The organism is Terrabacter sp. NPDC000476 (genome assembly GCF_040300125.1).
Classification (GTDB): Bacteria; Actinomycetota; Actinomycetes; order Actinomycetales; family Dermatophilaceae; genus Terrabacter.
Map to the genome: position 1 here is coordinate 210,650 of NZ_JBEPDF010000002.1, position 23,683 is coordinate 234,332.

A 23,683-nucleotide genomic window follows, 5' to 3' on the forward strand; every position below is an offset into this window, starting at 1 on the left:
TTGGACGCCTCATGCCCAGCACACCCCGCAACCGCCTCGGTGACCTCGAACGCGCCGTCATGGACGTACTCTGGGCCACCTCCGACACGCACCCCGGTGGGCGCACGGTCCGGGAGGTGCACGACGTCATCGGCGTCGAGCGCGGGCTCGCCTACACGACCCTCATGACGGTGCTCGACCGGATGGCGAAGAAGGGGCTCGTCGACCGCGAGCGCGACGGGCGCGCCTGGCGCTACACGCCCAGCTCGACTCGGGCCGAGCTGACGTCCGAGACGCTGCACCACACCCTCGGCGAGCTGGCCGGCGACACCCGCCGCAGCGCGCTCCTGCACTTCCTCGGCGAGTCCACCCCGGAGGAGCTCGACGAGCTCAAGGCCGCCCTCGCCGAGCTCGAGGCCCGTCAGCCCGACGCCGCCGGCACCACCTGAGCCGAACCGCCGACCGCGCCATGCTGCCCGTCCTCGCGCTCGTCGCCCTCGCGGTGCTGCTCGCCTGGCCGGTGCCGCGCCTGCTGGCCCGCGCCACGAGCCTGCGGCGGGCGCCGCGCGCCGCCCTCGTGCTGTGGCAGTCGACGGCGGTCGCCTCCGTGCTCGCCGCCCTCCTCGCCGCCCCGGCGGCGGTGCCGGCCGTCGCGGGCCGCGAGGTGCGCGTCTCGGAGCACGTGCCGACCCTGGTGGTCGCGGCGGCGCTCAGCCTCGTCGTCGCCGTGCGGCTCCTCGTCGCGGGCGACCGGGTCGGGCGCAACCTGCGGCTCGTGCGACGACGGCACCGCGACCTCGTCGACCTGCTCGGCGAGCCCGCCGCCGGGCAGGGCCGCGACACGCGCGTGCTCGAGCACACGACCCCCACGGCGTACTGCGTGCCCGGCGTGCACCGCCGGGTCGTCGTCACCCAGGGGACGCTCGCCCGGCTCGCCCCCGGCGAGCTCGGCGCGGTGCTCGCGCACGAGCGCGCCCACCTCGCCGCGCGCCACGACCTCGTGCTTGAGTTCTTCACGGTGGTCCACGAGGCCGTGCCGCCCGTGCTGCGCTGCGACGCGGCGCTGCGCGAGGTCAACCTGCTCATCGAGGTGCTCGCCGACCGGGCCGCGGTGCGCGACGCCGGCGCGGTCAGCACCGGCCGGGCCATCGTCGCCATGGCCGGCGGCCCCAAGCCGGCCGGCACCATGGCGATGCGCGAGAGCACGTCGGCCGCGCGGGCGCGCATCGACCTGCTCGACGCGCGCACCGTGGCCGGTCTGCCCGTCGCGGTGGCGGCCGCGGGGATGTATGCCGTGTCGGCCCTGCTCGTGGTCGCGCCGCTCACGCTCTTCGCCCTCGCCGTGGCCGGGCTGACCCTCTTCTGAGCGGCGCCCCGCCGCCGGCGGGGTGCTCGGTAGGGTGGCGACATGCGCGTACTCGTGAGCGGCGGCGCCGGCTACATCGGCTCCCACACCGTGGTCCAGCTCGTCGCGGCAGGGCACGACGTGCTCATCGTCGACAACTTCGCCAACAGCAAGCCGGCGGTCGTCAACCGCCTCGAGGCACTGACCGGCACCCACCTGCCGGTGCACGCGTTCGACCTCACCGACCACGACAAGACCGAGCACCTCTTCGCCAACGAGAAGATCGACGCGGTCATCCACTTCGCCGGGCTCAAGGCCGTCGGCGAGAGCGTCGAGCTGCCGCTCGAGTACTACGAGAACAACCTCGGCTCCACCTTCTCGCTCGTGCGGGCGATGCGCCGGCACGGCGTCGACAAGCTCGTCTTCAGCTCGTCCGCCACGGTCTACGGCACCGACCAGGAGGCCGCGACCGAGGACCGCGCCACGTCGGCGACCAACCCCTACGGCTGGACCAAGGTCATGCAGGAGCAGATCCTGCGCGACGTCGCCGTCGCCCACCCGAGCATGCGCTTCGCCCTCCTGCGCTACTTCAACCCGGTCGGCGCGCACGTCAGCGGCACGATGGGCGAGGACCCGCAGGGCATCCCGAACAACCTCGTGCCCTACATCTCGCAGGTCGCGGTCGGCCGGCGCGAGTACCTCCAGGTCTACGGCGACGACTACCCGACGAAGGACGGCACCGGGGCCCGCGACTACATCCACGTCGAGGACCTCGCGGCCGGGCACCTCGCGGCCCTGACGAAGCTCGCCTCGACCGACGAGCCGGTCGGCATCTGGAACCTCGGCACCGGCCAGGGCACGACGGTGCTCGAGATGCTGCACGCCTTCGAGCGGGCCGTCGGGCGCGAGCTGCCCTACCGCGTCGTCGCCCGCCGCGCCGGCGACGTGGCGACCTCGTTCGCCGACCCGACGAAGGCGCACGAGGAGCTCGGCTGGCGCGCGACGCGCACGATCGACGACATGTGCGTCGACACGTGGCGCTGGCAGCAGGCCAACCCCACCGGCTACCCCGACGCCTGACCGCTCAGGGCCTGCTCAGGGCCTGCTCAAGGCCTGCTCAAGGCCTGCTCGAGGGCCCCGGTCAGGGCTGGGGGTGGAGCGCGTCGTAGGCCCGGAACGAGGGCACCCGCGCCACCGCGACGACGACGAGCACGACGACGAGCACCCCACCGACGACCGGCGGCACCCACGTGGCCGTGACCGTCGCGAGCGTGCCGGCGAACATCTGCCCGAGCCGCGGGCCGCCCGTCACGACGACCGTGAAGACGCCCTGGGTGCGCCCGCGCAGGTGGTCGGGCACGGCCGACTGCAGGATCGACTGGCGGAAGATCGCGCTGATGTTGTCGGCGCCGCCCGCCACGGCGAGGCAGAGGAGACCGGCGGCGAGGGCCCAGCGGTTGACGTCGGCGATGTCCATGGACCGGACCGCACTGTCCGTCAGCTGGACAGCGGCGAGCACCGCGCCGAAGCCGAGGACGGCCAGCCCGTAGACGACGATGGCGTTGCGGATGGCGATCCCCTGCCAGCGCAGCCCGGTCACGCGGCCCGAGCCGAGGCTCGAGACGATGCCGCCGACGGCGTACGCGGCGAGCAGGGCGCCGGCGGTCACGGAGCCCCCGCCGATGACGAGCGCCCCGACGGCCGGGAAGAGCACCATCGGCTGCCCGAAGGTCATGGCGATGATGTCGACGACGAAGCTCATCCGGACGTTCGGCGCCCGCCGCAGGTGCGCGAGGCCGTCGACCACGGACCGGAAGCCGCCGGTCGTCGGTGCGCCGCCCTCCGGGCGGATGCGCGGGAGGGTCCAGAGGCCGAAGAAGCCGGCGAAGAAGAGGACGACGTCGACCGTGTAGGTCCACGCGTAGCCGACCTGCGCCACGAGCACCCCGGCGACGCCGGGCCCCACCGTGACCATGATCCCGCCCGAGATGCCCATCAGGGCCGCGGCCTTGGGCAGCATCGCGGCCGGCAGCAGGCGCGGGGTGATGGCCTGCCGGGTGGCCGACGCGATCGTCGCGGCCACCGCGTTGACGGTCGTGATGACGTAGAAGGCCCAGACCGCCCGCACGTCGGCCCACGCGATCGACGCGAGCGCCACCGTCGAGCCCCAGGCCACGGTGCCGGCCACGAGCGCCACCGACCGGCGGTCGAAGCGGTCGGCGATCGCCCCGCCGTAGAGCCCGGCCACGACCATCGGCGCGAGCGAGAACCACGCGACGAGCGAGACCATGAAGGTCGAGCGGGTGAGGTCGAAGATGTGCAGGCCGACGGCCGTGTTCGTGACGAAGGTGCCGACGCCCGCGAGGGTGTTGCCGAACCAGAGGCGCGCGAAGGCCGGGCTGACCCGCAGCGGGGTGGGGTCGACGAGGTGCGAGCGTCGTGTCGGCGCCGCGAGGGCCGGCGCGCCGTGACCCGGGGGTGGCTCTGTCACGGAGCGAAACTACGCCACGGCACGCGACGCGGTGCTCGCGGGCAGGACGGTGCTCGCGGGCAGGCCGGTGCTCGCGGGCAGGCAGGCCTGCACCCCGCGCAGCCGCCAGCCGTCGCACACCCAGGCCCACCGCCCCTCGGCCGAGCGCCGCGCGACCTGCGTGCGCACCTCGCCGTCGGCGGTCGTCGACGTCGTCAGCGCGAGGTCGCCCGTGACGATGGCCCGGGTGGTCACCGCACGGCCCGCCGGACCCAGCGCCCCGGCGGCGAGCGCCGCGGCCAGCGCCGAGCGGATCGCCGCGTGCCCGGCTGCCTCGCGGCCGTGCGGCAGGCTGACGACCGCGTCGACGGCATACAGCCCCACGAGCCCGTCGAGGTCACCGGCGGCGACGAGCTCGGCGAAGCGCGCCTCGAGGGCCTCGGGCCCGTCGGGGGCCTCGGGGCTGCCCGTGGCCCCTCCGGTCGGCGTCTCGGTCGTCGTCATGCGCCCACCGTGGCACCGACCACCGACAGCGTCGGATCCGCTGCCGTCTTCGACCGATCCCGGTGCGATGCGGGGTGTTGAATGGGGATCATGTCGTCGCGCCCCCTCCACGTCTCCTTCGTGTGCAGCGGCAACATCTGCCGGTCCCCCATGGGGCACGTCATCCTCGAGCGGATGGTCGACGACGCCGGGCTGGGCGACCGCGTCCGGGTGAGCTCGAGCGGCACGGGCGACTGGCACGTGGGCGAGCACGCCGACCCGCGCACGGTCGCGGTGCTCGCGCAGCACGGCTACGACGGCTCCCGGCACCGTGCGCGCGAGTTCGACCCGGCGGAGTTCGACGACATCGACCTCGTGCTCGCCTCCGACGAGGGCCACGTGCGCACCCTGCACCGGCTCGCCCCCTCGGCGCACGACCGCAGCAAGATCCGGCTCGTGCGCGAGTTCGACCCCGAGGCCGTCGCGGCGGGCACGCTCGAGACCGGCGACCCCTGGTACGGCGGCGAGGAGCACTTCACGCGGTGTTTCGCGGAGGTCGAGGCGGCCTGCCATGGCATCCTGCACCACGTCAGGGACCAGCTGGACGGAAGGCTGGCCGGTCAGCTCGACTCGGAGCGGCCCTGACCCGATGCGAGACCTGGTCCTCACCGTGCCCGACTACCCCTACGGCGCCCCCTGCTGGGTCGACCTGCTCGCGCACGACCACGTGCGCGCCAAGGCCTTCTACGGCTCCCTCTTCGACTGGCGGTGGGTGGCCGGCGACCCGGCCACCGGCGGCTACACCATGGCCCTGCTCGACGGCCGTCCCGTCGCGGGCCTCAGCCACCGCCCGGCCGCAGCCGCCGTGCGGAGCCAGTGGACGACCTACCTCCGGGTCGGCGACATCGAGATCGCCCGCTCGGCCATCGCGAGCCACGGCGGCCGGCCCCTCGGGCAGCCGGTGCGCCTCGGCGCGCTCGCCACGACGAGCATCGCCGTCGACCCCGGCGGTGCCTACTTCGGGGTGTGGGAGCCGGGCGACCTCGCCGGCAGCGGCGTGCTCGACGCCCCCGGGTCGCTCACCTGGAACGAGCTGCTGACCCGCGACTACGCCGGCGTGCAGAGCTTCGCCGTCGGCGTCTTCGGCCACGTGTTCACCGACGAGACCGAGCCCGACGGCCCCCGCTGGGCGACCGCGCACACCGGCGACGGCAACCCCGCCTTCGGCCTGGCCGAGATCGAGGACGACTGGCCCCGTGACATCCCTGCGCACTGGGTCGCCTCGTTCGCGACCCACGACCTCGAGGGCACCGTGGCCCGGGCCGTCGACCTCGGCGCCGGCGTGCTCCAGCCACCCTTCGACGGTCCCTACGGCCTCGGCGCCGTGCTGAGCGGCCCCGAGGGCGAGGTCTTCTCGGTGCTCGTGCCCGACCTGGACTGACGCCGCGGCCGACGATCCGGCCGACCCCCATCCCACCCGCACCACCACCTCACCACCGGAGGCCACCATGCCCGTCGTCGACGGCCCGCTCGAGCGCGGAACCCCTTGCTGGGCCGACCTGCTCGTCGACGACCTGCCGCGCGCCCGCGACTTCTACGGGTCGCTGCTCGGCTGGAGCTTCGACGATGCCCGCACGGAGGGCGCACCGGTCGTGGCCCGCCTCGGTGGACGCCCGGTGGCGGCGGTCCTCGCCAAGGACCCCGGCGACCCGGGGCAGCGGACGGCGTGGACCGTCCACCTCGCGACCGACGACGTCGACGCCGCGGCCGCCCGCGCGACGGACGCCGGGGGCGTGCTCTTCCTCGGCCCGGCCGACGTGCCCGGCATCGGCCGCCTCTGCGTCGGCGCGGACCCGGCCGGTGCGGCATACGGGCTGCTGCAGGTCCCCGCGCCGGCCGACGGCGCCGAGCGGACCGCCGACGCCGCCGACCACGCCGACTCCGACCCCGCGGACGCCCCCCGCCTCCCGGAGCCCGGCACCCTCTGCTGGGCCGAGTCGATGAGCCGCGACTACGCCGCGAGCCTCGACTTCTACGCCGCGGTGCTCGGCTACCGCTGGCGCGAGATCGGGTCGGGCGGCTTCCGCTACTCCGCGGCGACCACCACCCGCGACGCCTCCGAGGACGGCACCGACAGCGCGGGCGACGGGCCTGCCGTCGCCGGTGTGGGGGCGATCCCCACGGAGGCGCCGGCCGACGTGCCGTCGCACTGGATGGCCTACTTCGCGGTCGCGGACTGCGACGCCGCGGTCGCCCGGGTCGTGGCGCTCGGCGGGTCGCTCGTGCGCGAGCCGTTCGACTCGCCCTACGGCCGCATCGCGCTCGTGGCCGGCCCGCAGGGCGAGACCTTCAGCGTGCTGCAGGCCGGAGGGGGTGGGAAGGCCGACCCCGCTCAGTACTCGTAGCGCGCCTCGACCGACTGGTCGGTGTCGGTGCCATTGTCGTAGAACGAGAAGCGCCACGTCGTGTCGTGGTCGTCGCCGCCGATGATGCAGTCGTCGCCCGGTCCACCGACGACGACGTCGTCACCGGGGCCGGCGTAGATCGAGTCGCGCCCGCCGCGGCCGTCGATCGTGTCGGCGCCGCCGAAGGTGACGATGAGGTCGTTGCCCGGGGTGCCGGCGATGTCGTCGGGTCCCGGAGTGCCGAGGATGACGTGGGTCCACGGGATGCCGCACGGCACCGTGTAGACGATGCCGGGAACCGCCGGGTCGACCGGCACGGCCACGGCGGGGGCCGTGCCGACGAAGCCGAGGCCCAGCGCCGTCCCTGCTGCGAGGGCGGCGGCCGCGGTGAGGCGGACGGCGGAGAACCGTAGGGTGGCGTGGCGAGCCGTGCTGCGTGACATGGGAATTCCTTTTCGGTGTGACGCCCCTCGGGCGAGGTGGCGTCGGTGGTGCGGAACAGGTCCGGCGGTCCGGAGGTCCGGGTGGCCGGGATGCGGGAAGGATGGCGCGGGCGTGTCAGCGCGACGTCAGAACGGGGCGGCGCTCCGCGAGGAGGGCAGGATCAGGGGGCGGGGCGTCGATCGCACGCATGGCCTGCGCCCAGCGATCCCAGGCGCGGCGGGCCTCGCCGTGGCGGCCCGACCGCACGAGGCTCAGCACGAGACGGCGGTGCACCTGCTCGTCGAGCGGGTCGACGGCGAGCAGGCGGGTCAGCAGCCCGAGCGCCTCGGGCACGTGACCGGCACGCGCCTCGAGCGTGGCGAGTCGGCGCACCGAGCGCAACCAGGCTGAGCGGGCCAGCTCGCGCAGCGGCTGCGCCCACTCCTCGGAGTCCTCCTCCTCGAAGGCGTCGCCGCGGTAGCGCGCATCTACGTGGGCGAGCACCTCGCGCGCGACCTCGCCGTCGCCCGCCTCCATCGCGGCCGCACCGTGCGCGGCGTCGAGCAGCAGCGCCTCGGCGTCGACCGCGACGTGGCGCGGGTCGATCCGCACACCGTGCTGGTCGGCGCAGACGAAGCGGTCGGGGGGCCATCCCCGGCCGGGGTCGAGCACCGCGCGCACCGTGGCGAGGAGGACGGAGAGCCGGTGACCCGTGCGCGCCGGGTCGTCGTCGGGCCAGAGCAGCTCGCAGAGCAGGCCGCGCGAGACCACCCGGCCCCGGGCGGCCACGAGCACCTTGACCAGCGTGCGGGCCTGCCGCGACCGCCAGGCCGGCAGGTGCACCTCGGTGCCGCCGACCCGCACGGTGAACCCGCCGAGCACGTCGACGGACACGGTGCCGTCGCCCCCGTCCGCGCCGTTGCCGGGGCGGCCGGGCCCGGCGAGCGGGTGCCCGTCGGGATGGGCGATGCCGAGCGCCGTGAGAACGCGCGCGGCCGCTCGGCCCCGCGAGCGCTCGGCGCCGTCGGCGCACGTCAGCGCGCCGAGCCGTACCTCGACCCGGGCAAGCGCCGGCACCGCGCCCCCGGCCGCCCACACGGAGCGCGCCTCCGTCAGCAGGGTCCGGGCCGCCAGCGGGTCGGTCTCGGTCGCCGCAGCCAGCTCGAGGGCCTCGGCGAGCAGGTCGGCCGCCCCCACGCGGCGCGCGGCCTCGAGGGCCCGGGCCGCGGTGGTGGCCGCCTCGAGCGGGCGGGGGCCGGCGAGCTCCACGCGTCCTCGCGCCATGAGCACGACCGGCAGCAGCGCGGCCGGTGCGAGGGCCTCCGCCTCGTCGAGCGCGGCGACGACCTCCACGGCTCCTGCACCGTCGTCGAGCTCGGCCTGCTGCCCCGGCCCGTGCCCCGTCGGCCGCAGCACGCTGAGCCGCGCCAGCCCGCAGAGCGCCGCGACGATGACCTGCGCGTCGCCCGAGCCGCGAGCCAGGTGCACGGCCTCGTCGTAGGCCGCCCGGCTCTGCTCGGGCCGACCCAGCTCGCGGTGCAGGTCGCCGAGGCCGACGAGGCCGAGCGCCGCGCGCGCCGGGCCGAGGCGCCGGCACAGCGCCACCGACCGTTGCAGCTGCCACTGGGCCTCGTCGAGCTCCCCGACCCGGGCGAGCGCCTCGCCGAGGTTGTGCAGCGCCACCGCGCGCAGGCCCGGTGGGCTCGCGACGTCGGCGAGCTCGACCGACCGCCGGGCCACTGGGCCGGCCTCCGTGTACCGCGCCCCCGCGAGCAGCAGATGGGTCTGCGCGGCGAGCACCCGGGCCGTCGTCGCCGCGTCACCCGCAGCCGTGCCGGCGCGCAGGGCCGCGTCGTGGTGGGCCTCGGCACGCGCGCCGCGCGTGACCCGGGCCGCGGCGAGGTGCGCCGTGGCCAGCAGTCTGGGGCCGCCGTCGCGCTCGGCGAGGCGCAACGCCTCGTCCGCCGCACCCGCCGCCTCGTCGACCCTCCCGAGCACAGCGAGCACGTGCACCCGGCAGGCCAGCACGTCGACGACGTCCTCCGGCGGCGCGCCCGGCCGCGTCGGGCGGTCGAGCACGGCCAGCGCGTCGTCGAACTCACCGCGCGTGTAGTGCAGCTGGGCGAGTCGCGCGACGAGCCCCGCGGTCCAGCCCGCGCGCCCCGCGCTCTCGACGAGGGCCGCCAGCCCCCGTCCCGCACCGCCAAGGTCACCGGCGCGCCGCCGCCCGTCGGCGAGCACGAGCTGCACGCGCTCGGGCAGCCCGCTGCCGTATGCCGGACGGGCCCCCTCGCACGTGCCCCGGCCGCACCCCTGGCCGCACCCCCGGCCACACCCCCGGCCACACCCCCGGCCACACCCCCGGCCACACCCCCGGCCGCACCTCTGACCGCACCCCCGGCCACACCCCTGGCCGCGGCCGCGGTCCGGACCTCCTGACGCGACGAGCGCGTCGACGAGGCGCACCACGGTGGCGGCGTCACCGGCCCGCAGCATGTCCTCGCCGTGCGACTCGACGAGTGCGGTGGCGGCCGCGACGTCCGCGGCGCCTCCCGCGGCTCGGTACGCCTCGGCCGCGGCGAGCCACGCGCCGTCGCGGATGTGCACCCGGGCGGCCGCCCGGAGCACGGCCGCCGGGTCGGGGGCGGCACGGTCCGCGCCACCCGGCATCCGGGCACCGGGCGGACGATCGGGGCAGGAGTGGGCCCGGTCGGCGAGGACGCGGTGGAGCAGCGGCACGAGCACGGACCGCCCGGTCGCGGGGTGCGCGACGAGCAGGCCGGTGCGGGCCGCGTGGTCGACCGCCCCGGCGACCGAGCCGGGATCGCGCCCGCACGCCACCGCGACGGCGTCGCACAGCGCCTGGGTGACGGGCCCGAGCCCCACGACGGCCGTGAGGGCCCACCGCACCCCTTCGGGCAGGCCCGCGAGCACGTCGCCGGCGAGCCACGCCGCCGCAGCGGTGCCGGGCGCCGCGAGCCGGTCGGCGAGGGCGGGGCTCGCGAAGGCCGCGCCGGAGGCGGCCTCGCGCGCGAGGAGGTCGCCGGCCAGGTGCACGAGAGCGGGCCAGCCGGCGGTCAGGCGGGCGACCTCGACGGCGGTCTCGGAGTCGTGGAGGCCGTGCTCCTGCGCGAGGCAGGTCGCGACGGCGAAAGGGGTCAGCGCGAGGTCGCCGGGGCCCCGCTCGTGCAGGACGCCGGTCAGCAGGGCGCGCTCGTGCGGCGCGAGCGGGTGCCGCGAGGCCAGCGCAACGGGACGCCCCGGCGCGAGCGCCACCTGCTCGAGCACCGCGCGGCGCGCGTCGGCGGTCAGCTCGTCGAGCCGGTCGATGCCCACCCAGCCACCCGGCGGCAGCCCGGAGGCCGCGACGGCGGCGGCCGTCGTGGAGAGCCCGTCGTCGGGCCGGAGCCGCTCGAGCAGGGTCGTCACGCCGTAGCCGGCGGCGGCGACGACGAGCACGCGGGAACCCATGGAAGGGGAGGCGGCAGCCATGGGTCTAGGTGCGCCGGCCGCGGACGCTGATACGCCACAACCCCGAACGCGCCCGCACCCGGGGGGCGCGGGGTCGGACGCCGTGGACGGCGGCACCCGGCCCGCGGGTGCCGCCGTCCACGTCCGTCCCGACGCGTCAGGGTGTGAGGGCGCGTGAGGCCGAGATGGCCTGCACCGACCAGCTGCCCTGCACCGCGCCGCTCGTGACGCGGATCTTCGTGGCCTGGTACATCTCGAGCGGCACGTCGGTGTCGTCGTTGACCGCGGGCAGCACCGCCCGAACGGTGACGTTGCGCGTCTGGCCCGCCGCGGCGAACGACAGGTTCTGCGTCGAGGAGCCGGTGAGCTCGTCCGGCGCGTCGGGGTCGCCGGCGCGCCCGACGAGGTCGCTCTCGTCGCGGTCCTGCTTGACCTCGACGGAGACGCCGCCCGGCGAGGCCGCACAGGTCAGGTGGTAGACGTAGTCGAACAGCTTGGCGCCGCCCGCGTTGAAGTGGTTGGTGAAGAGCGGCGCGTCGACGGTGATCGTGCAGCCGTCGTGCGTGACGACGGTCGCGGCCTGCGCCGGCCCGGCCAGTGCAATCGGGGCGAGCCCGACGGCGAGGACGGCGAGGACGGACTTCTTCGAGATGCGAGTGTTCATTGCTGGATCCCCCAGTGCGGGGCGGCCGGGTGGCCGCCGGTGGCGTCGGTCCGCGGTCGCGGTGACGAGGACACCGTGACGGGGGCGCGTCAGCACGGCGTCACAACGGGGGCGGGACGGCATACGGGCGCGGTGCGCGGCTCTGGGAGGATGGGCGCATGGCTTCGCTCGCTGACGCAACCCCGCCCATCGCGCTCGGGGCGCTCGACGGCCGCTACCGCGGCGCGGTCGCGCCCCTCGTCGACCACCTGTCGGAGGCGGCGCTCAACCGGCAGCGCGTGCACGTCGAGGTCGAGTGGCTCGTGCACCAGACGCAGCACGGCGTCGTGCCCGGCGTGCGGCCGCTCACCGACGACGAGGTCGCGGCGCTGCGGGCCGTCGTCGAGGACTTCGGCACCGACGAGGTGGCCGAGCTCGGCGAGATCGAGCGCGTCACGGTGCACGACGTCAAGGCCGTCGAGTACTTCCTCAAGAAGCGCCTCGGCGCCATCGCCCCGACGGACGAGGACCGGGGGCTGGCCGAGCTCATCCACTTCGGCTGCACGAGCGAGGACGTCAACAACCTCTCCTACGCCCTCATGGTCAAGGGCGCGGTCGAGCAGGTGTGGCTGCCCAAGGCCCGGGCGCTCGTCGACCAGGTCTCCGAGATGGCCCGCGACCTCAAGGACGTGCCGCTGCTCGCGCACACCCACGGCCAGCCGGCGACGCCGACGACGATGGGCAAGGAGCTCGCGGTGCTCGCGCACCGCCTCGGCCGCCAGCTGCGCCGCATCGAGGGGCAGGAGTACCTCGGCAAGTTCAACGGCGCCACGGGCACGTTCGGGGCGCACGCGCTCGCCCTGCCCGACGTCGACTGGCCCGCCGTGTCGCGCGCCTTCGTCGAGGGCCTCGGCCTCACGTGGAACCCGCTCACGACGCAGATCGAGAGCCACGACTGGCAGGCCGAGCTCTACGCCGACGTCGCGCGCTTCAACCGCATCCTGCACAACCTCTGCACCGACGTGTGGACCTACATCTCGATGGGCTACTTCGCGCAGGTGCGCGGCCAGGGCACCGTCGGGTCGAGCACGATGCCGCACAAGGTCAACCCGATCCGCTTCGAGAACGCCGAGGCCAACCTCGAGGTGAGCAACGCGCTGCTCGACGTGCTCGGCGGCACCCTCGTGCAGAGCCGCCTCCAGCGCGACCTCACCGACTCGAGCATGCAGCGCAACATCGGCACCGCCTTCGGCCACTCGATGCTCGCGCTCGACAACGTCGCCCGCGGCCTCGCCGGGCTCGATGCCGTGCCCGAGCGCATGGCCGCAGACCTCGAGGCCAACTGGGAGGTGCTCGGCGAGCCGATCCAGTCGGCCATGCGGGCCCTCGGCGCCCAGGGCGTCCCGGGCATGGAGGAGCCCTACGAGCGGCTCAAGGAGCTGACCCGCGGCCGCCGCATCGACGGCGACGACCTGCGCGAGTTCGTCCGCGGCCTCGGCCTGCCCGCCGACGTCGAGGCCCGCTTCGTCGCCCTGACGCCGCAGACCTACACCGCCCTCGCGAGCCGGCTCGTCGACGACTACCTGCGCTGACGGCATACGCCCCCTGCGGCAACCGCAGGGGGCTAGCGTCGGGGCATGGTCCGCTCCCGCCGCGCCCGGCTCGCCGACGTCGACGAGCTGGCGCTCGGGCTGCCCGAGGTCACGCGTGACCCGCCGAGCGGCGGCCGCCCCGGCTTCGCGGTGCACGGCAGGGCGTTCGCGTTCGCGCGCGGCCCCCGCAAGGACGCGGTCGACCCGGCGACGGGCGAGCCCTACGAGGACGTGCTCGTCTTCGCGTGCACGGCCGAGGACAAGGAGTCGATGGTCGCCGACCCCGGCTCCCCGTGGTTCACGACCCCGCACTGGAACGGCTACGACGCGGTGCTGCTGCTCGAGCGCGACCTCGGCCGGCTCACGGTGGCCGAGCTGCGCGAGGTCGTCACGGACGCCTGGCTCGCCAAGGCGCCGAAGCGGCTGGCCAGGGCCTACCTCGAGGGCAGCGACGGCCCGTCCGCCTAGGCCGGTCCCACCGCGCGCGGAATACCCCAAGGGGGTACCCTCGTTGTCGTCGACGACGAAGGAGGTGCCGTGGCCGGATACACCGGGAGCAAGGACGACTACCTGAAGCGCCTGCGCCGCATCGAGGGGCAGGTCAGGGGCGTGCAGAAGATGGTCGACAACGACACCTACTGCATCGACATCCTCACCCAGGTCAGCGCCATCACCAAGGCGCTCCAGGCCGTGAGCCTCGGGCTGCTCGAGGACCACGTGTCGCACTGCGTGGTCGACGCGGCCCGCGAGTCCGACGAGGCCGCCGCCGAGAAGGTGCGCGAGGCCAGCGAGGCCATCGCCCGGCTCGTGCGGAGCTGACGCGTGGCCATCCCGCTCGACCCGCCCCACCCGCCCGACCGCTCCGACCCACCCACCCACGCACCGACGCCCGAGGAGGCACCGATGAGCCAGACCGTCCAGACCGAGGTCACCGTCGCCGGCATGACGTGCGGCCACTGCGTCGCCGCCGTCACCGAGGAGTTGACCGCCCTGCCCGGCGTCGTCGACGTCGCCGTCGACCTGCACGCGGGCGAGGACTCCCCCGTCACCATCACGAGCGCCGCCCCGCTCGAGCGCGCGGCCGTCGAGTCGGCCGTCACCGAGGCGGGCTACACCCTCCGATGAGCGACACGACCACCACGACCCCCTCCGCGACGCGCCCGCCGGACGAGGTGCGCCTCGCCATCACCGGCATGACGTGCGCCTCGTGCTCCGCACGCATCGAGCGCAAGCTGGCGAAGGTCGCCGGCGTCGAGTCGGCCACCGTCAACCTCGCCACCGAGAAGGCGCAGGTGCGCTTCACCGCCCCCGTGACCGTCGAGGCCATCGTCGCCGAGGTGCGCCGGACCGGCTACGGCGCCACCGTCGTCGACGACGCCCGCCCGTCGTCGGCCACCGGCACCCCCACGCCGGATGCCGGCCGGCCGGCCCTCCCGGCCGCCGGCGCCCTGCTCGACAAGCTCCGCGCGCAGGAGCTCGCCCGCCAGAAGGTGCGCCCGGCCACTCCGGGGTCCATTCCGGGGTCGCCCGCGCCGAGCGACGCACCCGAGGGCGCGTCGGTCACCACGCCGGTCGCCACGCCCGCTGCGACGCCCGCTGCGACGCCCGGTGCCACCACGGATGCACCTCCCGAGCCGAGCGACGCCCCCGCACCGGTCGCCGCCGCGGCGGGCATCCGGCAGCGGCTGCTCGTGGCGGCCGCCCTGACCGTCCCGGTCTTCCTGCTCGCCATGGTGCTCCCGTCGTTCGGCGCGAGCCCGTGGCTGCAGCTCCTCCTCGCCACCCCCGTCGTCGTCTGGTGCGCCTGGCCGTTCCACCGCGCGGCGGCCGTCAACGCGCGCCACCTCGCCTCGACGATGGACACGCTCGTCTCGATCGGGGTGCTCGCCGCGTGGGGCTACTCCGTCGTCGAGCTGCTGGCCGGTGGCCGGCACCTCTACTTCGAGGTGGCCGCGGTCGTCACGACCTTCCTGCTGCTCGGCCGCTTCCTCGAGGCCCGCGCCAAGGACTCGGGCAGGGACGCGCTCCGCAGCCTGCTCGACCTCGGCGCCAAGGAGGTCTCGGTGCTGCGCATCGACCCCCGCACGCGGGTCACGAGCGAGGCCCGCATCCCCGTCGACCAGCTCGTCGTCGGCGACCAGTTCGTCGTGCGGCCCGGTGAGAAGGTCGCGACCGACGGCGTCGTGCGCGACGGGTCGAGCGCCGTCGACGCGAGCGTCGTCACCGGTGAGTCGACGCCCGTCGACGTCGCGCCGGGTGACGAGGTCACCGGCGGCACGATCAACACGACCGGGCGCCTCGTCGTCGAGGCCCGCCGCGTCGGCGCCGACACGATGCTCGCCGGCATCCAGCGACTGGTCGAGGCCGCGCAGACCGGCAAGGCCGACGTGCAGCGCCTCGCCGACCGCGTCTCGGCGGTCTTCGTCCCCGTCGTGCTCGCCGTCGCCCTCGTCACGCTCGTGGCGTGGCTCGCGACGGGGCACGACGTGGCGCGGTCGCTCTCGGTCGCCGTCACCGTCCTCATCATCGCCTGCCCGTGCGCGCTGGGTCTGGCGACGCCGACGGCGCTGCTCGTCGGCACCGGCCGCGGCGCCCAGCTCGGCACGCTCATCAAGGGCCCGCAGGTGCTGGAGGACACCCGCCGCGTCGACACCGTCGTGCTCGACAAGACGGGCACCGTGACGACCGGGGAGCTGCGGCTGCGGAGCATCGCCGTGCGCGGCAAGCTCTCGAAGAAGGCCGCGCTCACCGCGGCGGCGGCCGTCGAGCAGGGCAGCGAGCACCCGATCGCGCAGGCCGTCGTGGCCGGCGCCCGACTCGCCCGCATCGACCTGCCCGCCATCCGCGACTTCCAGGCCAACCCCGGCGAGGGTGCCGCCGCCCGCATCCGCGACACCGAGGTGACCGTCGGCAAGGCCGTGCTCTTCGAGAGCGTCGACCGGGACCTGCTCGACCACGCGGCCCGCCAGGCCGGCACGACGGTCTTCGTCGGCTGGGACGGCGTCGCCCAGGCGGCGCTCACCGTCGAGGACACCGTCCGCGAGACGTCCGCGGCCGCCGTCGCCCGGCTGCGCGCGCTCGGCCTCACGCCCTACCTCGTGACCGGCGACAACGCGGCGAACGCCCGCAGCGTCGCCGAGCAGGTCGGCATCGAGCCCGCCCACGTGCGCGCCGACGTGCTGCCGGCCCAGAAGCACGAGGTCGTCACCGAGCTGCAGCGCTCCGGCCGCGTCGTCGCCATGGTGGGCGACGGCGTCAACGACGCCGCGGCGCTCGCGCAGGCCGACCTCGGTCTGGCCATGGGCTCGGGCACCGACGTCGCCATGGACTCCGCCGACATCGTCCTCGTCCGCTCCGACCTCGACGCCGTCGGCGACGCGATCGGCCTCTCGCGCGAGACGCTGCGGGTCATCAAGCAGAACCTCGCCTGGGCCTTCGGCTACAACACGGCCGCCATCCCGCTCGCCGCGTTCGGCCTGCTCAACCCGATGATCGCCGGCGCGACCATGGCGCTCTCCTCGGTGCTCGTCGTGGGCAACTCGCTGCGCCTCAAGCGCTGGCCGCGCTGAGTCACCGACCACGCTGACTCACCGACCACGCTGAGTCACCCACCACGCTGAGCCCCCACCCGCGCTCGCCCCATTCTAGGTTTGGGGCATGGTGGCCTTCGTCAAGTCGGTGACGTTCGACAGCACGGACCCGATGGCGCTCGCGGCCTTCTGGGCCGCGGCCCTCGGGTCCGACGTCGACGAGGACAGCACCCCACGCCGCGCGTGGGTCGAGCCGGCCGGGTGGGGCGGGCCCACGCTTTGGTTCCAGCCCGTGCCCGAGCCGAAGACGGCCAAGAACCGGCAGCACTTCGACCTGCGGGCGGTGGGGCCGGTCGCCGACGAGGTGGCCCGCCTCGAGGCGCTCGGGGCGCGCGTCATCGGCCGCGACGGCGACGTCGTCGTCATGGCCGACCCCGAGGGCAACGAGTTCTGCGTCGAGTCCTGACGCGTCGTCGATCGCCGACCCGACCTGAGCCGGGTCGCATCCGCACTTTGACGCACCCGTCGCGCTCTGGTGGGCTCTTCTCACCACTGGCGGACCCGCCGGCGGTCACGACAGGGGACAGACAGTGACGTCGACGACGACAGGACCACATCGGGCACCGCCGGACCAGCGCAGAGGGATCGGGTCGGGCTTCTGGTCGAGGCCGTGGGGGACGCCACTCGCGGCGGTGCTCGGCTGGTTCGTCGGGCTGCTGCCCTGGCTCGTGCGCCGGTCGAACCAGGGCACCTTCGGCACGCCGTGGAACCCGCGCAACGACCTCCGCGACGCCCTGCTGCCCTACGCGCCCCAGCTGCTGCCGCTCCTCGTCGTCGTCGCAGCGACCGCCGGCATGCTGGCCGGGTCGGCCCCGTGGTGCGCCCCCCGGCGCCGGTCCCGGCGCCTGCTGCTCGCCGCCCTGAGCACCCTCGGGGCGGTCGTCGCGGCGGGGTGGTCGGTGGCCCAGACGCTCGCACCGGAGCCCGACCTCGGTGGCTCCGGCAGTACCGCGGACCGGGTCCGGCTCGCCTTCGTCGCCCTGACCGCGGCGGCCGCCCTCGTCGGTCTCGTGCTGGGGCTGCTCGTCTCCCTCGGCGGCAGCGCGCTGCGGGCGGTCGCGGCCGCTCCCGTCGCGGTGCTCGCGGCCGACTGGCTCGGCCAGCTCGTGCTCGGCGCGGGGCGCGACGCCGCCCCGGGCTGGCTGCCGACCGTGCTCGCCGTGCTGGCGGGGACCGGCACCGGCCTGGCCCTCGCGGCCACCCGCCCGGCGCGGCCGCTTGCCCGCGTCGTCGCGTGGCTCGGCGCCCTCGCCCTGCTCGTCGCCACCCCGGCCGTCCTCACGGCGTCGCGCTACGTGCTCGAGTCGCTCCGCCGCACCCCGGTGAGCGCGGACGCCGCCGAGGAGCTCGTGCGCGACGGCCTTCAGGTGCTCGAGGGCTCGTTCCGGGCCACCCTGACGGCCTGGGGCGCGCCGCCCGCGCCGCCCGTGCTCGCCGTCGTGGTGGCGATCGTGGTGGCCGTGGCAGTGGGAGCGGCACGCACGCTCCTCGCCCGGGGTCGGGTGCGAGTCACTCGTCGCCCGACACCCGCTGATCCGCTGAGCCGCTGAGCCGCTGAGCCGCTGAGCCGCTGAACCGCGGTCCACGGCATGCGTCACGGCCGGTGGGCCCGTCGACGAGTTGGCGCCATGACGGGTCTTCGCCACCCGGAAGCCTGTTGCGGGCGCTGCGGGTTGGCGACAGTTCGAGGTGTGTTCCCGCACCTCGACGAAAGGAAGACCGTGCCCCGTCTCGCCTCATCGCCCTCCGCCCCCTGTCGTCGCCGACGCAGGCCCCTGACCGACGCCGCCCGCGCCTTCACCGCGGTGGCCGTGGTGGCGGCCACCCTGTCCGGGTCGTCGGTGCAGCCGGCGGCCGCGGCGCCCGGTCACACGACGCACCAGGTGGCGCCCGAACCCGACACGGCCCGGCTGGCCGGACCCCTGGTCCACCAACGCATCCGATGGGAGACCTGCGAGTTCCCGAGCGTGACCTCGGGTCAGGCGACCCTCGACCTGCTGCTCGCCACGCCGGGTCTGGCCTGCGCGACCATCAAGGTCCCACGCGACTGGCACCACCCGAGGAACGGCAAGACGTTCGACGTGCGCATCTCCAAGACCCGCACGGCGGAGCCGGGCCCCGGACGCCAGGGCATCGCACTCGTCAACCCCGGCGGACCGGGTGGCGAGGGACTTCCGTGGGGGGCCGCGATGGCCCTCCGTGCACCGGAGCTGGCCAAGAGGTACGACTTCATCGGCTTCGACCCGCGCGGCGTCGGGCAGAGCAGCCACACCCCCTGCACCATCACCGTCGACGACGCGCGGCCCCCCACCTCGCAGTGGGAGGTCGCGAAGGTCTTCGCGGACGGGTGCCGCAGGTCCCCGGACACCCAGTTCATGACCACCGAGCAGACCGCCTACGACATGGACTTCATCCGGGTCCTGCTCGGCGAGCAGCGCACCAGCTTCATCGGATACTCGTACGGGACGTGGCTCGGCACGTGGTACGCCGCGACCTTCCCCCGTCGGGTCCACCGGATGCTGCTGGACTCGGCCACCGACGTGTCGACTCGCTCCCTGCAGCACACCTGGGACCTGCAGCCCATGAGCCGTGAGCGCGCGTTCCAGGAGCAGCTGATGGCCTACGTCGCGCGCCACGACGACGCCTACCACCTCGGGACCGACCCGGTCGCCGTGCGCAAGCGGTGGGAGACCGCGGGCGGGACCAGAGGCGTGCTCGGCAGCGTGATGTCCGCCATCTTCATCCTTCCCGCGATGTACGACACGACCGAGTACCCGACGGCCGCCACCGTCGTCGCCGCCGTCGTGCAAGCCGGGGAGGAGCTCGGCAGCTCACCGTCGCGGGAGGTCGTGGCAGCCGCGATCCGCGGCATCGTCGCCCGACAGCTCCGCGACGGCACGCTCACCGCAGACGAGAGGTCCCGTTGGGAACAGGGGCGCGACAACGCCCTCGTGGCGCTGGACCGGCTGGCGCGCTCACCGCTGGATCGTGCCCTCGGGCGGGTGTCCGCCACCGGCGTGACGACGGAACAGGCCGACATGTTGTTCGAGCTCATCCGCTGCCAGGACGGACAATGGAACCAGAGCGCGCGGTTCTGGCTCGAGGAGGAGAAGCGCATCAACCGGACCGCGCCCTTCTACGGGCCGCTGGTGACGTGGCTCGGCTACACCCCGACCTGCGCCGCCTGGCCGACGACCAACCGGATGCCGCGGGTCGACGCTCGCACCTTCCCGAAGGTGATGATCGCGCAGGCCGAGCTCGACGTCGCGACCGCCTACGAAGGTGCCCTCGCGTCGTCCCGACACCTGCCCGGCGCGCACATGATCAGCGTCGACAACGAGGGGTCGCACGGCGTGTTCCCGTACGGCACGACGTGCGTCGACGACCCCGTCCAGCGCTACTTCCTCACCGGCATCCTGCCCGACCACAGGTACACCGTGTGCGGAGCCGTGCCGCTGCCGGGCGAGCAGCAGACCTACGACGTCGCCGGCACGATGGGGCCTCGCGGTACGCTGCGTCTCAAGGCGATGAGCCGTGAGCAGCGCCAGATCAACCGCTTCGTCCGCGACATGCTCAGCGGACAGGTCATCGACCCCGTGACGGGCCAGCCCATCCCGCAGTGACGCCAGCCCGCGCGACGACGCCTCGACCCTCTCGGGCGGGGCGTCGTCGTCCGTGGAGCAGAGCGCTGCCCGGTGCCGTGGTGGCACCCGCCCGCTACAGCCAGTCGCGCCGAGCGGCTTGGACCCCCAGCTGGAAACGGGTGTTCGCCCCCAAGAGGTCCTGCAACCGACGGATCCGGCGTTGCACGGTGCGTTCGCTGATGCCGAGCTCTCGCGCCACGACCTCGTCCGCCAGCCCGGCCGTGAGGAGCGCGAGCAGGTGCTGCGTCTCCCGAGTCGGCTCGTGCGTGGCATCCAGGCCGTGAAGGCCGTCACCCGTGCCCAGGTCCTGCAGGGGAACGCCGAGGCGCCAGAACATCTCGAAGAGGTCGGACAGGGCGTCGAGCAGCGTCGACGGATACACGACGAGGGCGTCGAACTCGTCGCCCCCGCGGCGGGGCAGCGCCACGATGCCGCGGTCCCGGTCGCACAGCATCATCCGCACCGGGACCCCCGGGAAGACCCGCGCCGACTCACCAGCGGCGATGCTCGACCCGACGCTCAGCATGCCGACTCGGGTCTGCAGCACCCCGGTGTCGTAGACGACGCTGTAGCGCACGCCACGATCGAGGCCTGCCACCTCGACCTCGGGAGGCTCGCCGTCGACGTCCTCAGGGTACGGCCCGCGGTCGAGCCCCCGCACCTCGTCACGCGCCGAGGCGAGCAGGGTGTAGAAGACCTTCCGGGTGGCCTCCCGCCCCTCCACGAGCTCCACGAAACCCGTTCGGGCCGCATGGTGCTCGGCGTAGAGCGCGGCGACGCTGTCGAAGGTGCGGCGAGCGGCGTCCACCTCCAGCTCGCGCGGGGTGACCCACCCGGCCAACGCCGTGCGAGGGGGTGCCACGTGCAGCCGGCCGTCGGCGCCGCACCGCACGTGGCCGAGCTCCTCGAAGTGGCGGAGCCATCGCGCTGCGTCGGCCGGGTCGTCGAAGGAGCCCAGCAGCACCTTCGCGTCGACCGGTGCGCGCTCGAGCAGCCGCGCGTACACGAGCGCTGCCTCGGGCGGCAGCGGGGCCCGGGCCGGGTGCCCCGCGACGAGCGGCTCGGTCGACCCGTCGTCCCCTGCCACGACGTGCGTGCCCGCGTCCCCGGGCGTCACGCCGCTCACCACGACGTCGTCGTGCGCCTCGTCCATCCGCCCCTCCCGACCCCGTCCCGGACGCCACGGACGCGAGCTCCGCGGGTGTGCGACCACGGTGCCTGACCGCGTCCCCGACCGCAACGGCACGGCGCCGGCAGCGTCAGGCGCCCACCCGGCATACGGACCCGGACGACGAGACGGCGGCCACCCCGGGGAGGGGTGACCGCCGTCGCGGTGCGAGTCGAGGGGTCGGTCAGATGGTGACCTTGCCGGCCGGGGTGTCGAAGGTGACCGACAGCAGGCCGGGCGTGCCGTGCGGGGCGACGAAGGTGAAGTCGATGCCGCCCTTGTCGAAGGTGTCCTCCGGGCCGAGCCACTCGCGCACGCGCTTGGGGTCACCGGCGATCTGGAGGTTGTCGATCGAGACGGCCGTGTCGGCGCCCGCGGAGGGGTGGACCGTCATGTCGTCCCACGCGATGAAGTAGGGCACCTGGGGGTCGGCCATCAGGCCCTTGATCCCCAGCTGGCGCCACTTGAGCTCGGTGCCGTCGGGGCGGTGCCGGTTGCCCGGGACCGACTCGCGGCCGAGGCGCTCCTCGACGCTGTGGATGTCGTCGACGGCGACGACCCAGCCGAGCCAGCCGCCGCCGGCCTCGGACGCCGCGCGGACCGCCTGGCCGAAGGGGGCCTTGTCGGAGGCCGGGTGGTCCAGCACCTCGACGACCTCGAGGTAGTGATCCTTCGCCAGGGGGAAGATCACGTTGCGCGTGCCGAAACGGGGGTGCACCCCGCCGTCGACCGGCGCGACGCCGATGAGCTCGGACAGCCGGGCGGCCGTGGCCTTCAGGCCACCGGCCTCTGCTGCATAGGAGACGTGGTCAACTCGCATACAGAACATCGTGACACACGCGCGGGGGTGCTCTTGACCACCCCCGCCCCTACCCGCTAGCGCTCGCCACAACCGTCACACGCCCGCAACCTGAGCGTCATCAGGTATGCCGTCGGCCGCCTGTCGCGAGGGCCGTGCGCCGCCGCCCGGGGTCCGACGGGACGGGGTCCGGGTCAGCGGACCCCGCGCTGGCGCACCGCCTCGTAGAGCACGATGGCGGCGGACGCGGCGACGTTGAGGCTGTTCGCGGCTCCCGCCATGGGGATGCGCACCCGGTGCGTGGCGGCCTCCAGCAGCACGCGGTCGGCGCCGTGCTTCTCGCTCCCGACGGCGATCGCGACGCGGCCGGTCAGGTCGACGTCGGTGTGGAGCAGGTCGGTCTCCGGGGTCGTGACGACGAGGCTGATCTCGTGCGCTCGCAGCCAGTCGAGCACCTCGGCCGTCGTGGCGCTGGCGGCCGGCACGGCGAAGACGGTGCCCTTGCTCGCCCGGACGACGTTGGGGTTGCCCCAGTCGGTGACCGGGTCGGCCGCGACGACGGCGTCGACCCCGGCCGCGTCGGCGGTGCGCAGCATGGCGCCGAGGTTGCCGGGCTTCTCGACCCCCTGGCTGAGCAGGGTGAGGTGGCTCGGGCCCGGGGCCGGCAGGTCGGCGAGCGCGACCCCGACCCGGTCGACGACGGCGAGCAGTCCGTCGGGACCCTCGCGGTAGCTGACCTTATCGAACGCGCCGCGGCTCAGGTGCACCACCTCGACCCGCTCGGCCCGCAGCCGGGCGAGCAGGTCGTCCTGCTGCCCGATGTCCTGCGACCCGGCCCGGCCGGCCGGGCTGAAGAGCTCCTCGCAGACGAAGACCGCGCGGGGCCGCACCCCGACGCCCAGGGCGAGGTCGATCTCCTCGTAGCCCTCGACGAGGGTGTGGCCGGTCTCCTCGCGCGTGCGGCGGCGGCGCAGCCCGAGCAGGGCCTTGAGGCGCGGGTTGGCCGCCGAGGTGATCGTCAGCTCGCGGGCGGGGTGCGTGGGGTTCGTCATGGCAGGGCCAGCATCCCACCCACCGCCGTCACGGGTGCAGGCGCGCGCCCTTGAGGATGCGGTCGACGGCGTTCTTCGGGGCGTGCAGGGCGAGGCCGACGAGGTCGAGGTCGGCTGCGGGCACGGCGGCGACGGCGGCGCGGTTGTTGGCGTCGTGCCCGGTGGCGAACATCTCGCGGGTGTAGACCGCGAGCGCCGTGCCGCGGCGCAGCGCGCGCTCGTGGGCGGTGCGCACCGTCGTCGCGTCACCCTCGAAGACGAGCACGGGCATGCCGAGGAGGGGCAGGTAGGCGTGTCCGTCGGCGTCGGCATACGGCTGCCCGACGAGCTCGGGGTGCGCGGCCGTGACGCCGCTGACGAGGAAGGCCGTGACGTTGAGCCGCTGCCAGGGCTCGAGGTCGTCGCGGACGAGCACCGCGATCTTGGTGTCGAAGGGCGGGGTGAGCAGGTCGTCCATGCCCCGATCCTCGGCGGGCGCGAGGGCCGCCGTCTTGTACGCCGTTGATCCCCCGCCCGCCACGCCCACGCCTCCCCCGGCAACACACCGAGGAAGTCGCAACCCACCGGGATCGGATCCCGGTGCGTTGCATCCTTCTCGGTGTGTTGCGGCAAGGGGGCG

At 74.8% G+C, this 23,683-nt stretch carries 23 protein-coding genes; 14 read left to right on the top strand and 9 right to left on the bottom strand.

Going from position 1 to position 23,683, the window contains the following annotated elements:
• Nucleotides 1-11 precede the first annotated feature (11 nt).
• The 3 genes from ABT295_RS13405 to galE are packed head-to-tail and all read left to right on the top strand — an operon-like array spanning nt 12 to nt 2,404.
• Nucleotides 12-428, top strand: a complete 417-nt coding sequence (locus ABT295_RS13405; protein ID WP_345507933.1) for a BlaI/MecI/CopY family transcriptional regulator — start codon at nt 12-14, stop codon at nt 426-428.
• A 20-nt stretch (nt 429-448) separates the two neighbouring features.
• On the top strand, nt 449-1,345 hold the full coding sequence (locus ABT295_RS13410; protein ID WP_352394906.1) for a M56 family metallopeptidase: 897 nt from the start codon (nt 449-451) through the stop codon (nt 1,343-1,345).
• Nucleotides 1,346-1,387: 42 nt separating this feature from the next.
• Nucleotides 1,388-2,404: a UDP-glucose 4-epimerase GalE gene (galE, locus tag ABT295_RS13415; protein WP_345507931.1), complete on the top strand. Its 1,017-nt coding sequence runs from the start codon at nt 1,388-1,390 to the stop codon at nt 2,402-2,404.
• 61 nt (nt 2,405-2,465) lie between these two features.
• Here the strand turns inward: galE and ABT295_RS13420 are convergent, their stop codons facing one another.
• Nucleotides 2,466-3,815, bottom strand: a complete 1,350-nt coding sequence (locus ABT295_RS13420; protein ID WP_352394907.1) for an MFS transporter — start codon at nt 3,813-3,815, stop codon at nt 2,466-2,468.
• A gap of 9 nt (nt 3,816-3,824) precedes the next feature.
• Entirely contained in the window at nt 3,825-4,298 is a 474-nt protein-coding gene (locus ABT295_RS13425) for a nuclear transport factor 2 family protein (protein WP_352394908.1), read from the bottom strand.
• A 90-nt stretch (nt 4,299-4,388) separates the two neighbouring features.
• On the opposite strand from ABT295_RS13425, the gene ABT295_RS13430 reads away from it, so the two are divergent.
• The 3 genes from ABT295_RS13430 to ABT295_RS13440 all read left to right on the top strand — a co-directional run bounded on the left by ABT295_RS13430 (nt 4,389) and on the right by ABT295_RS13440 (nt 6,682).
• On the top strand, nt 4,389-4,922 hold the full coding sequence (locus ABT295_RS13430) for a low molecular weight protein-tyrosine-phosphatase (protein ID WP_352394909.1): 534 nt from the start codon (nt 4,389-4,391) through the stop codon (nt 4,920-4,922).
• A gap of 4 nt (nt 4,923-4,926) precedes the next feature.
• Nucleotides 4,927-5,718, top strand: a complete 792-nt coding sequence (locus ABT295_RS13435) for a VOC family protein (protein WP_352394910.1) — start codon at nt 4,927-4,929, stop codon at nt 5,716-5,718.
• A gap of 67 nt (nt 5,719-5,785) precedes the next feature.
• Entirely contained in the window at nt 5,786-6,682 is an 897-nt protein-coding gene (locus tag ABT295_RS13440) for a VOC family protein (RefSeq protein WP_352394911.1), read from the top strand.
• Here ABT295_RS13440 and ABT295_RS13445 read toward each other — a convergent pair.
• The 3 genes from ABT295_RS13445 to ABT295_RS13455 all read right to left on the bottom strand — a co-directional run bounded on the left by ABT295_RS13445 (nt 6,670) and on the right by ABT295_RS13455 (nt 11,240).
• Nucleotides 6,670-7,125: a calcium-binding protein gene (locus ABT295_RS13445; RefSeq protein ID WP_352394912.1), complete on the bottom strand. Its 456-nt coding sequence runs from the start codon at nt 7,123-7,125 to the stop codon at nt 6,670-6,672. The two genes, ABT295_RS13440 and ABT295_RS13445, sit on opposite strands and share 13 nt — an antisense overlap.
• Before the next feature lie 115 nt (nt 7,126-7,240).
• On the bottom strand, nt 7,241-10,576 hold the full coding sequence (locus ABT295_RS13450; RefSeq protein ID WP_352394913.1) for an AfsR/SARP family transcriptional regulator: 3,336 nt from the start codon (nt 10,574-10,576) through the stop codon (nt 7,241-7,243).
• 157 nt (nt 10,577-10,733) lie between these two features.
• Entirely contained in the window at nt 10,734-11,240 is a 507-nt protein-coding gene (locus tag ABT295_RS13455; RefSeq protein ID WP_352394914.1) for a hypothetical protein, read from the bottom strand.
• Between the two features lie 158 nt (nt 11,241-11,398).
• On the opposite strand from ABT295_RS13455, the gene purB reads away from it, so the two are divergent.
• The 8 genes from purB to ABT295_RS13495 all read left to right on the top strand — a co-directional run bounded on the left by purB (nt 11,399) and on the right by ABT295_RS13495 (nt 20,024).
• Nucleotides 11,399-12,811 carry an adenylosuccinate lyase gene (gene purB / locus ABT295_RS13460; protein ID WP_352394915.1) on the top strand — a complete coding sequence of 471 codons (1,413 nt, stop codon included), beginning with the start codon at nt 11,399-11,401 and terminating at the stop codon, nt 12,809-12,811.
• Between the two features lie 45 nt (nt 12,812-12,856).
• The gene (locus ABT295_RS13465; RefSeq protein ID WP_352394916.1) at nt 12,857-13,279 is read left to right on the top strand and encodes an MmcQ/YjbR family DNA-binding protein; all 423 of its coding nucleotides are present in this window, start codon (nt 12,857-12,859) and stop codon (nt 13,277-13,279) included.
• Between the two features lie 69 nt (nt 13,280-13,348).
• The gene (locus ABT295_RS13470) at nt 13,349-13,630 is read left to right on the top strand and encodes a metal-sensitive transcriptional regulator (RefSeq protein WP_345507921.1); all 282 of its coding nucleotides are present in this window, start codon (nt 13,349-13,351) and stop codon (nt 13,628-13,630) included.
• An 84-nt stretch (nt 13,631-13,714) separates the two neighbouring features.
• Nucleotides 13,715-13,936 (top strand): heavy-metal-associated domain-containing protein, encoded by a 222-nt coding sequence (locus tag ABT295_RS13475; protein ID WP_345507920.1) that lies wholly within the window; start codon nt 13,715-13,717, stop codon nt 13,934-13,936.
• Nucleotides 13,933-16,380, top strand: a complete 2,448-nt coding sequence (locus tag ABT295_RS13480; protein ID WP_352394917.1) for a heavy metal translocating P-type ATPase — start codon at nt 13,933-13,935, stop codon at nt 16,378-16,380. Before ABT295_RS13475 ends, ABT295_RS13480 begins: the two co-directional genes overlap by 4 nt.
• Before the next feature lie 88 nt (nt 16,381-16,468).
• Complete coding sequence (locus ABT295_RS13485; protein WP_352394918.1) at nt 16,469-16,807, top strand: VOC family protein; 339 nt, start codon at nt 16,469-16,471, stop codon at nt 16,805-16,807.
• A 226-nt stretch (nt 16,808-17,033) separates the two neighbouring features.
• Nucleotides 17,034-17,951 carry a hypothetical protein gene (locus ABT295_RS13490; protein ID WP_352394919.1) on the top strand — a complete coding sequence of 306 codons (918 nt, stop codon included), beginning with the start codon at nt 17,034-17,036 and terminating at the stop codon, nt 17,949-17,951.
• Nucleotides 17,952-18,368: 417 nt separating this feature from the next.
• Nucleotides 18,369-20,024, top strand: a complete 1,656-nt coding sequence (locus ABT295_RS13495) for an alpha/beta hydrolase (protein WP_352394920.1) — start codon at nt 18,369-18,371, stop codon at nt 20,022-20,024.
• 94 nt (nt 20,025-20,118) lie between these two features.
• On the opposite strand, the gene ABT295_RS13500 is transcribed toward ABT295_RS13495, so the two are convergent.
• The 4 genes from ABT295_RS13500 to ABT295_RS13515 form a co-directional block, all read right to left on the bottom strand.
• Nucleotides 20,119-21,198, bottom strand: coding sequence for a helix-turn-helix domain-containing protein (locus ABT295_RS13500; RefSeq protein ID WP_352394921.1), 1,080 nt, complete (start codon nt 21,196-21,198; stop codon nt 20,119-20,121).
• A 199-nt stretch (nt 21,199-21,397) separates the two neighbouring features.
• Nucleotides 21,398-22,033, bottom strand: coding sequence for a VOC family protein (locus tag ABT295_RS13505; protein WP_345507916.1), 636 nt, complete (start codon nt 22,031-22,033; stop codon nt 21,398-21,400).
• Between the two features lie 173 nt (nt 22,034-22,206).
• Complete coding sequence (locus ABT295_RS13510) at nt 22,207-23,064, bottom strand: TrmH family RNA methyltransferase (RefSeq protein WP_352394922.1); 858 nt, start codon at nt 23,062-23,064, stop codon at nt 22,207-22,209.
• 28 nt (nt 23,065-23,092) lie between these two features.
• Nucleotides 23,093-23,521, bottom strand: coding sequence for a DUF2000 family protein (locus tag ABT295_RS13515; protein ID WP_352394923.1), 429 nt, complete (start codon nt 23,519-23,521; stop codon nt 23,093-23,095).
• Nucleotides 23,522-23,683: the final 162 nt, after the last annotated feature.

Bases quoted from the DNA above. Each gene is read 5' to 3' on its own strand.
- ABT295_RS13475 (WP_345507920.1), top strand. From the start codon at position 13,715: ATGAGCCAGACCGTCCAGACCGAGGTCACCGTCGCCGGCATGACGTGC.
- ABT295_RS13485 (WP_352394918.1), top strand. From the start codon at position 16,469: ATGGTGGCCTTCGTCAAGTCGGTGACGTTCGACAGCACGGACCCGATG.
- ABT295_RS13465 (WP_352394916.1), top strand. From the start codon at position 12,857: ATGGTCCGCTCCCGCCGCGCCCGGCTCGCCGACGTCGACGAGCTGGCG.
- ABT295_RS13505 (WP_345507916.1), bottom strand. From the start codon at position 22,033: ATGCGAGTTGACCACGTCTCCTATGCAGCAGAGGCCGGTGGCCTGAAG.
- ABT295_RS13435 (WP_352394910.1), top strand. From the start codon at position 4,927: ATGCGAGACCTGGTCCTCACCGTGCCCGACTACCCCTACGGCGCCCCC.
- ABT295_RS13455 (WP_352394914.1), bottom strand. From the start codon at position 11,240: ATGAACACTCGCATCTCGAAGAAGTCCGTCCTCGCCGTCCTCGCCGTC.
- ABT295_RS13515 (WP_352394923.1), bottom strand. From the start codon at position 23,521: ATGGACGACCTGCTCACCCCGCCCTTCGACACCAAGATCGCGGTGCTC.
- purB (WP_352394915.1), top strand. From the start codon at position 11,399: ATGGCTTCGCTCGCTGACGCAACCCCGCCCATCGCGCTCGGGGCGCTC.
- ABT295_RS13450 (WP_352394913.1), bottom strand. From the start codon at position 10,576: ATGGGTTCCCGCGTGCTCGTCGTCGCCGCCGCCGGCTACGGCGTGACG.
- ABT295_RS13480 (WP_352394917.1), top strand. From the start codon at position 13,933: ATGAGCGACACGACCACCACGACCCCCTCCGCGACGCGCCCGCCGGAC.
- ABT295_RS13445 (WP_352394912.1), bottom strand. From the start codon at position 7,125: ATGTCACGCAGCACGGCTCGCCACGCCACCCTACGGTTCTCCGCCGTC.
- ABT295_RS13425 (WP_352394908.1), bottom strand. From the start codon at position 4,298: ATGACGACGACCGAGACGCCGACCGGAGGGGCCACGGGCAGCCCCGAG.
- galE (WP_345507931.1), top strand. From the start codon at position 1,388: ATGCGCGTACTCGTGAGCGGCGGCGCCGGCTACATCGGCTCCCACACC.
- ABT295_RS13430 (WP_352394909.1), top strand. From the start codon at position 4,389: ATGTCGTCGCGCCCCCTCCACGTCTCCTTCGTGTGCAGCGGCAACATC.
- ABT295_RS13510 (WP_352394922.1), bottom strand. From the start codon at position 23,064: ATGACGAACCCCACGCACCCCGCCCGCGAGCTGACGATCACCTCGGCG.
- ABT295_RS13410 (WP_352394906.1), top strand. From the start codon at position 449: ATGCTGCCCGTCCTCGCGCTCGTCGCCCTCGCGGTGCTGCTCGCCTGG.
- ABT295_RS13500 (WP_352394921.1), bottom strand. From the start codon at position 21,198: ATGGACGAGGCGCACGACGACGTCGTGGTGAGCGGCGTGACGCCCGGG.
- ABT295_RS13405 (WP_345507933.1), top strand. From the start codon at position 12: ATGCCCAGCACACCCCGCAACCGCCTCGGTGACCTCGAACGCGCCGTC.
- ABT295_RS13440 (WP_352394911.1), top strand. From the start codon at position 5,786: ATGCCCGTCGTCGACGGCCCGCTCGAGCGCGGAACCCCTTGCTGGGCC.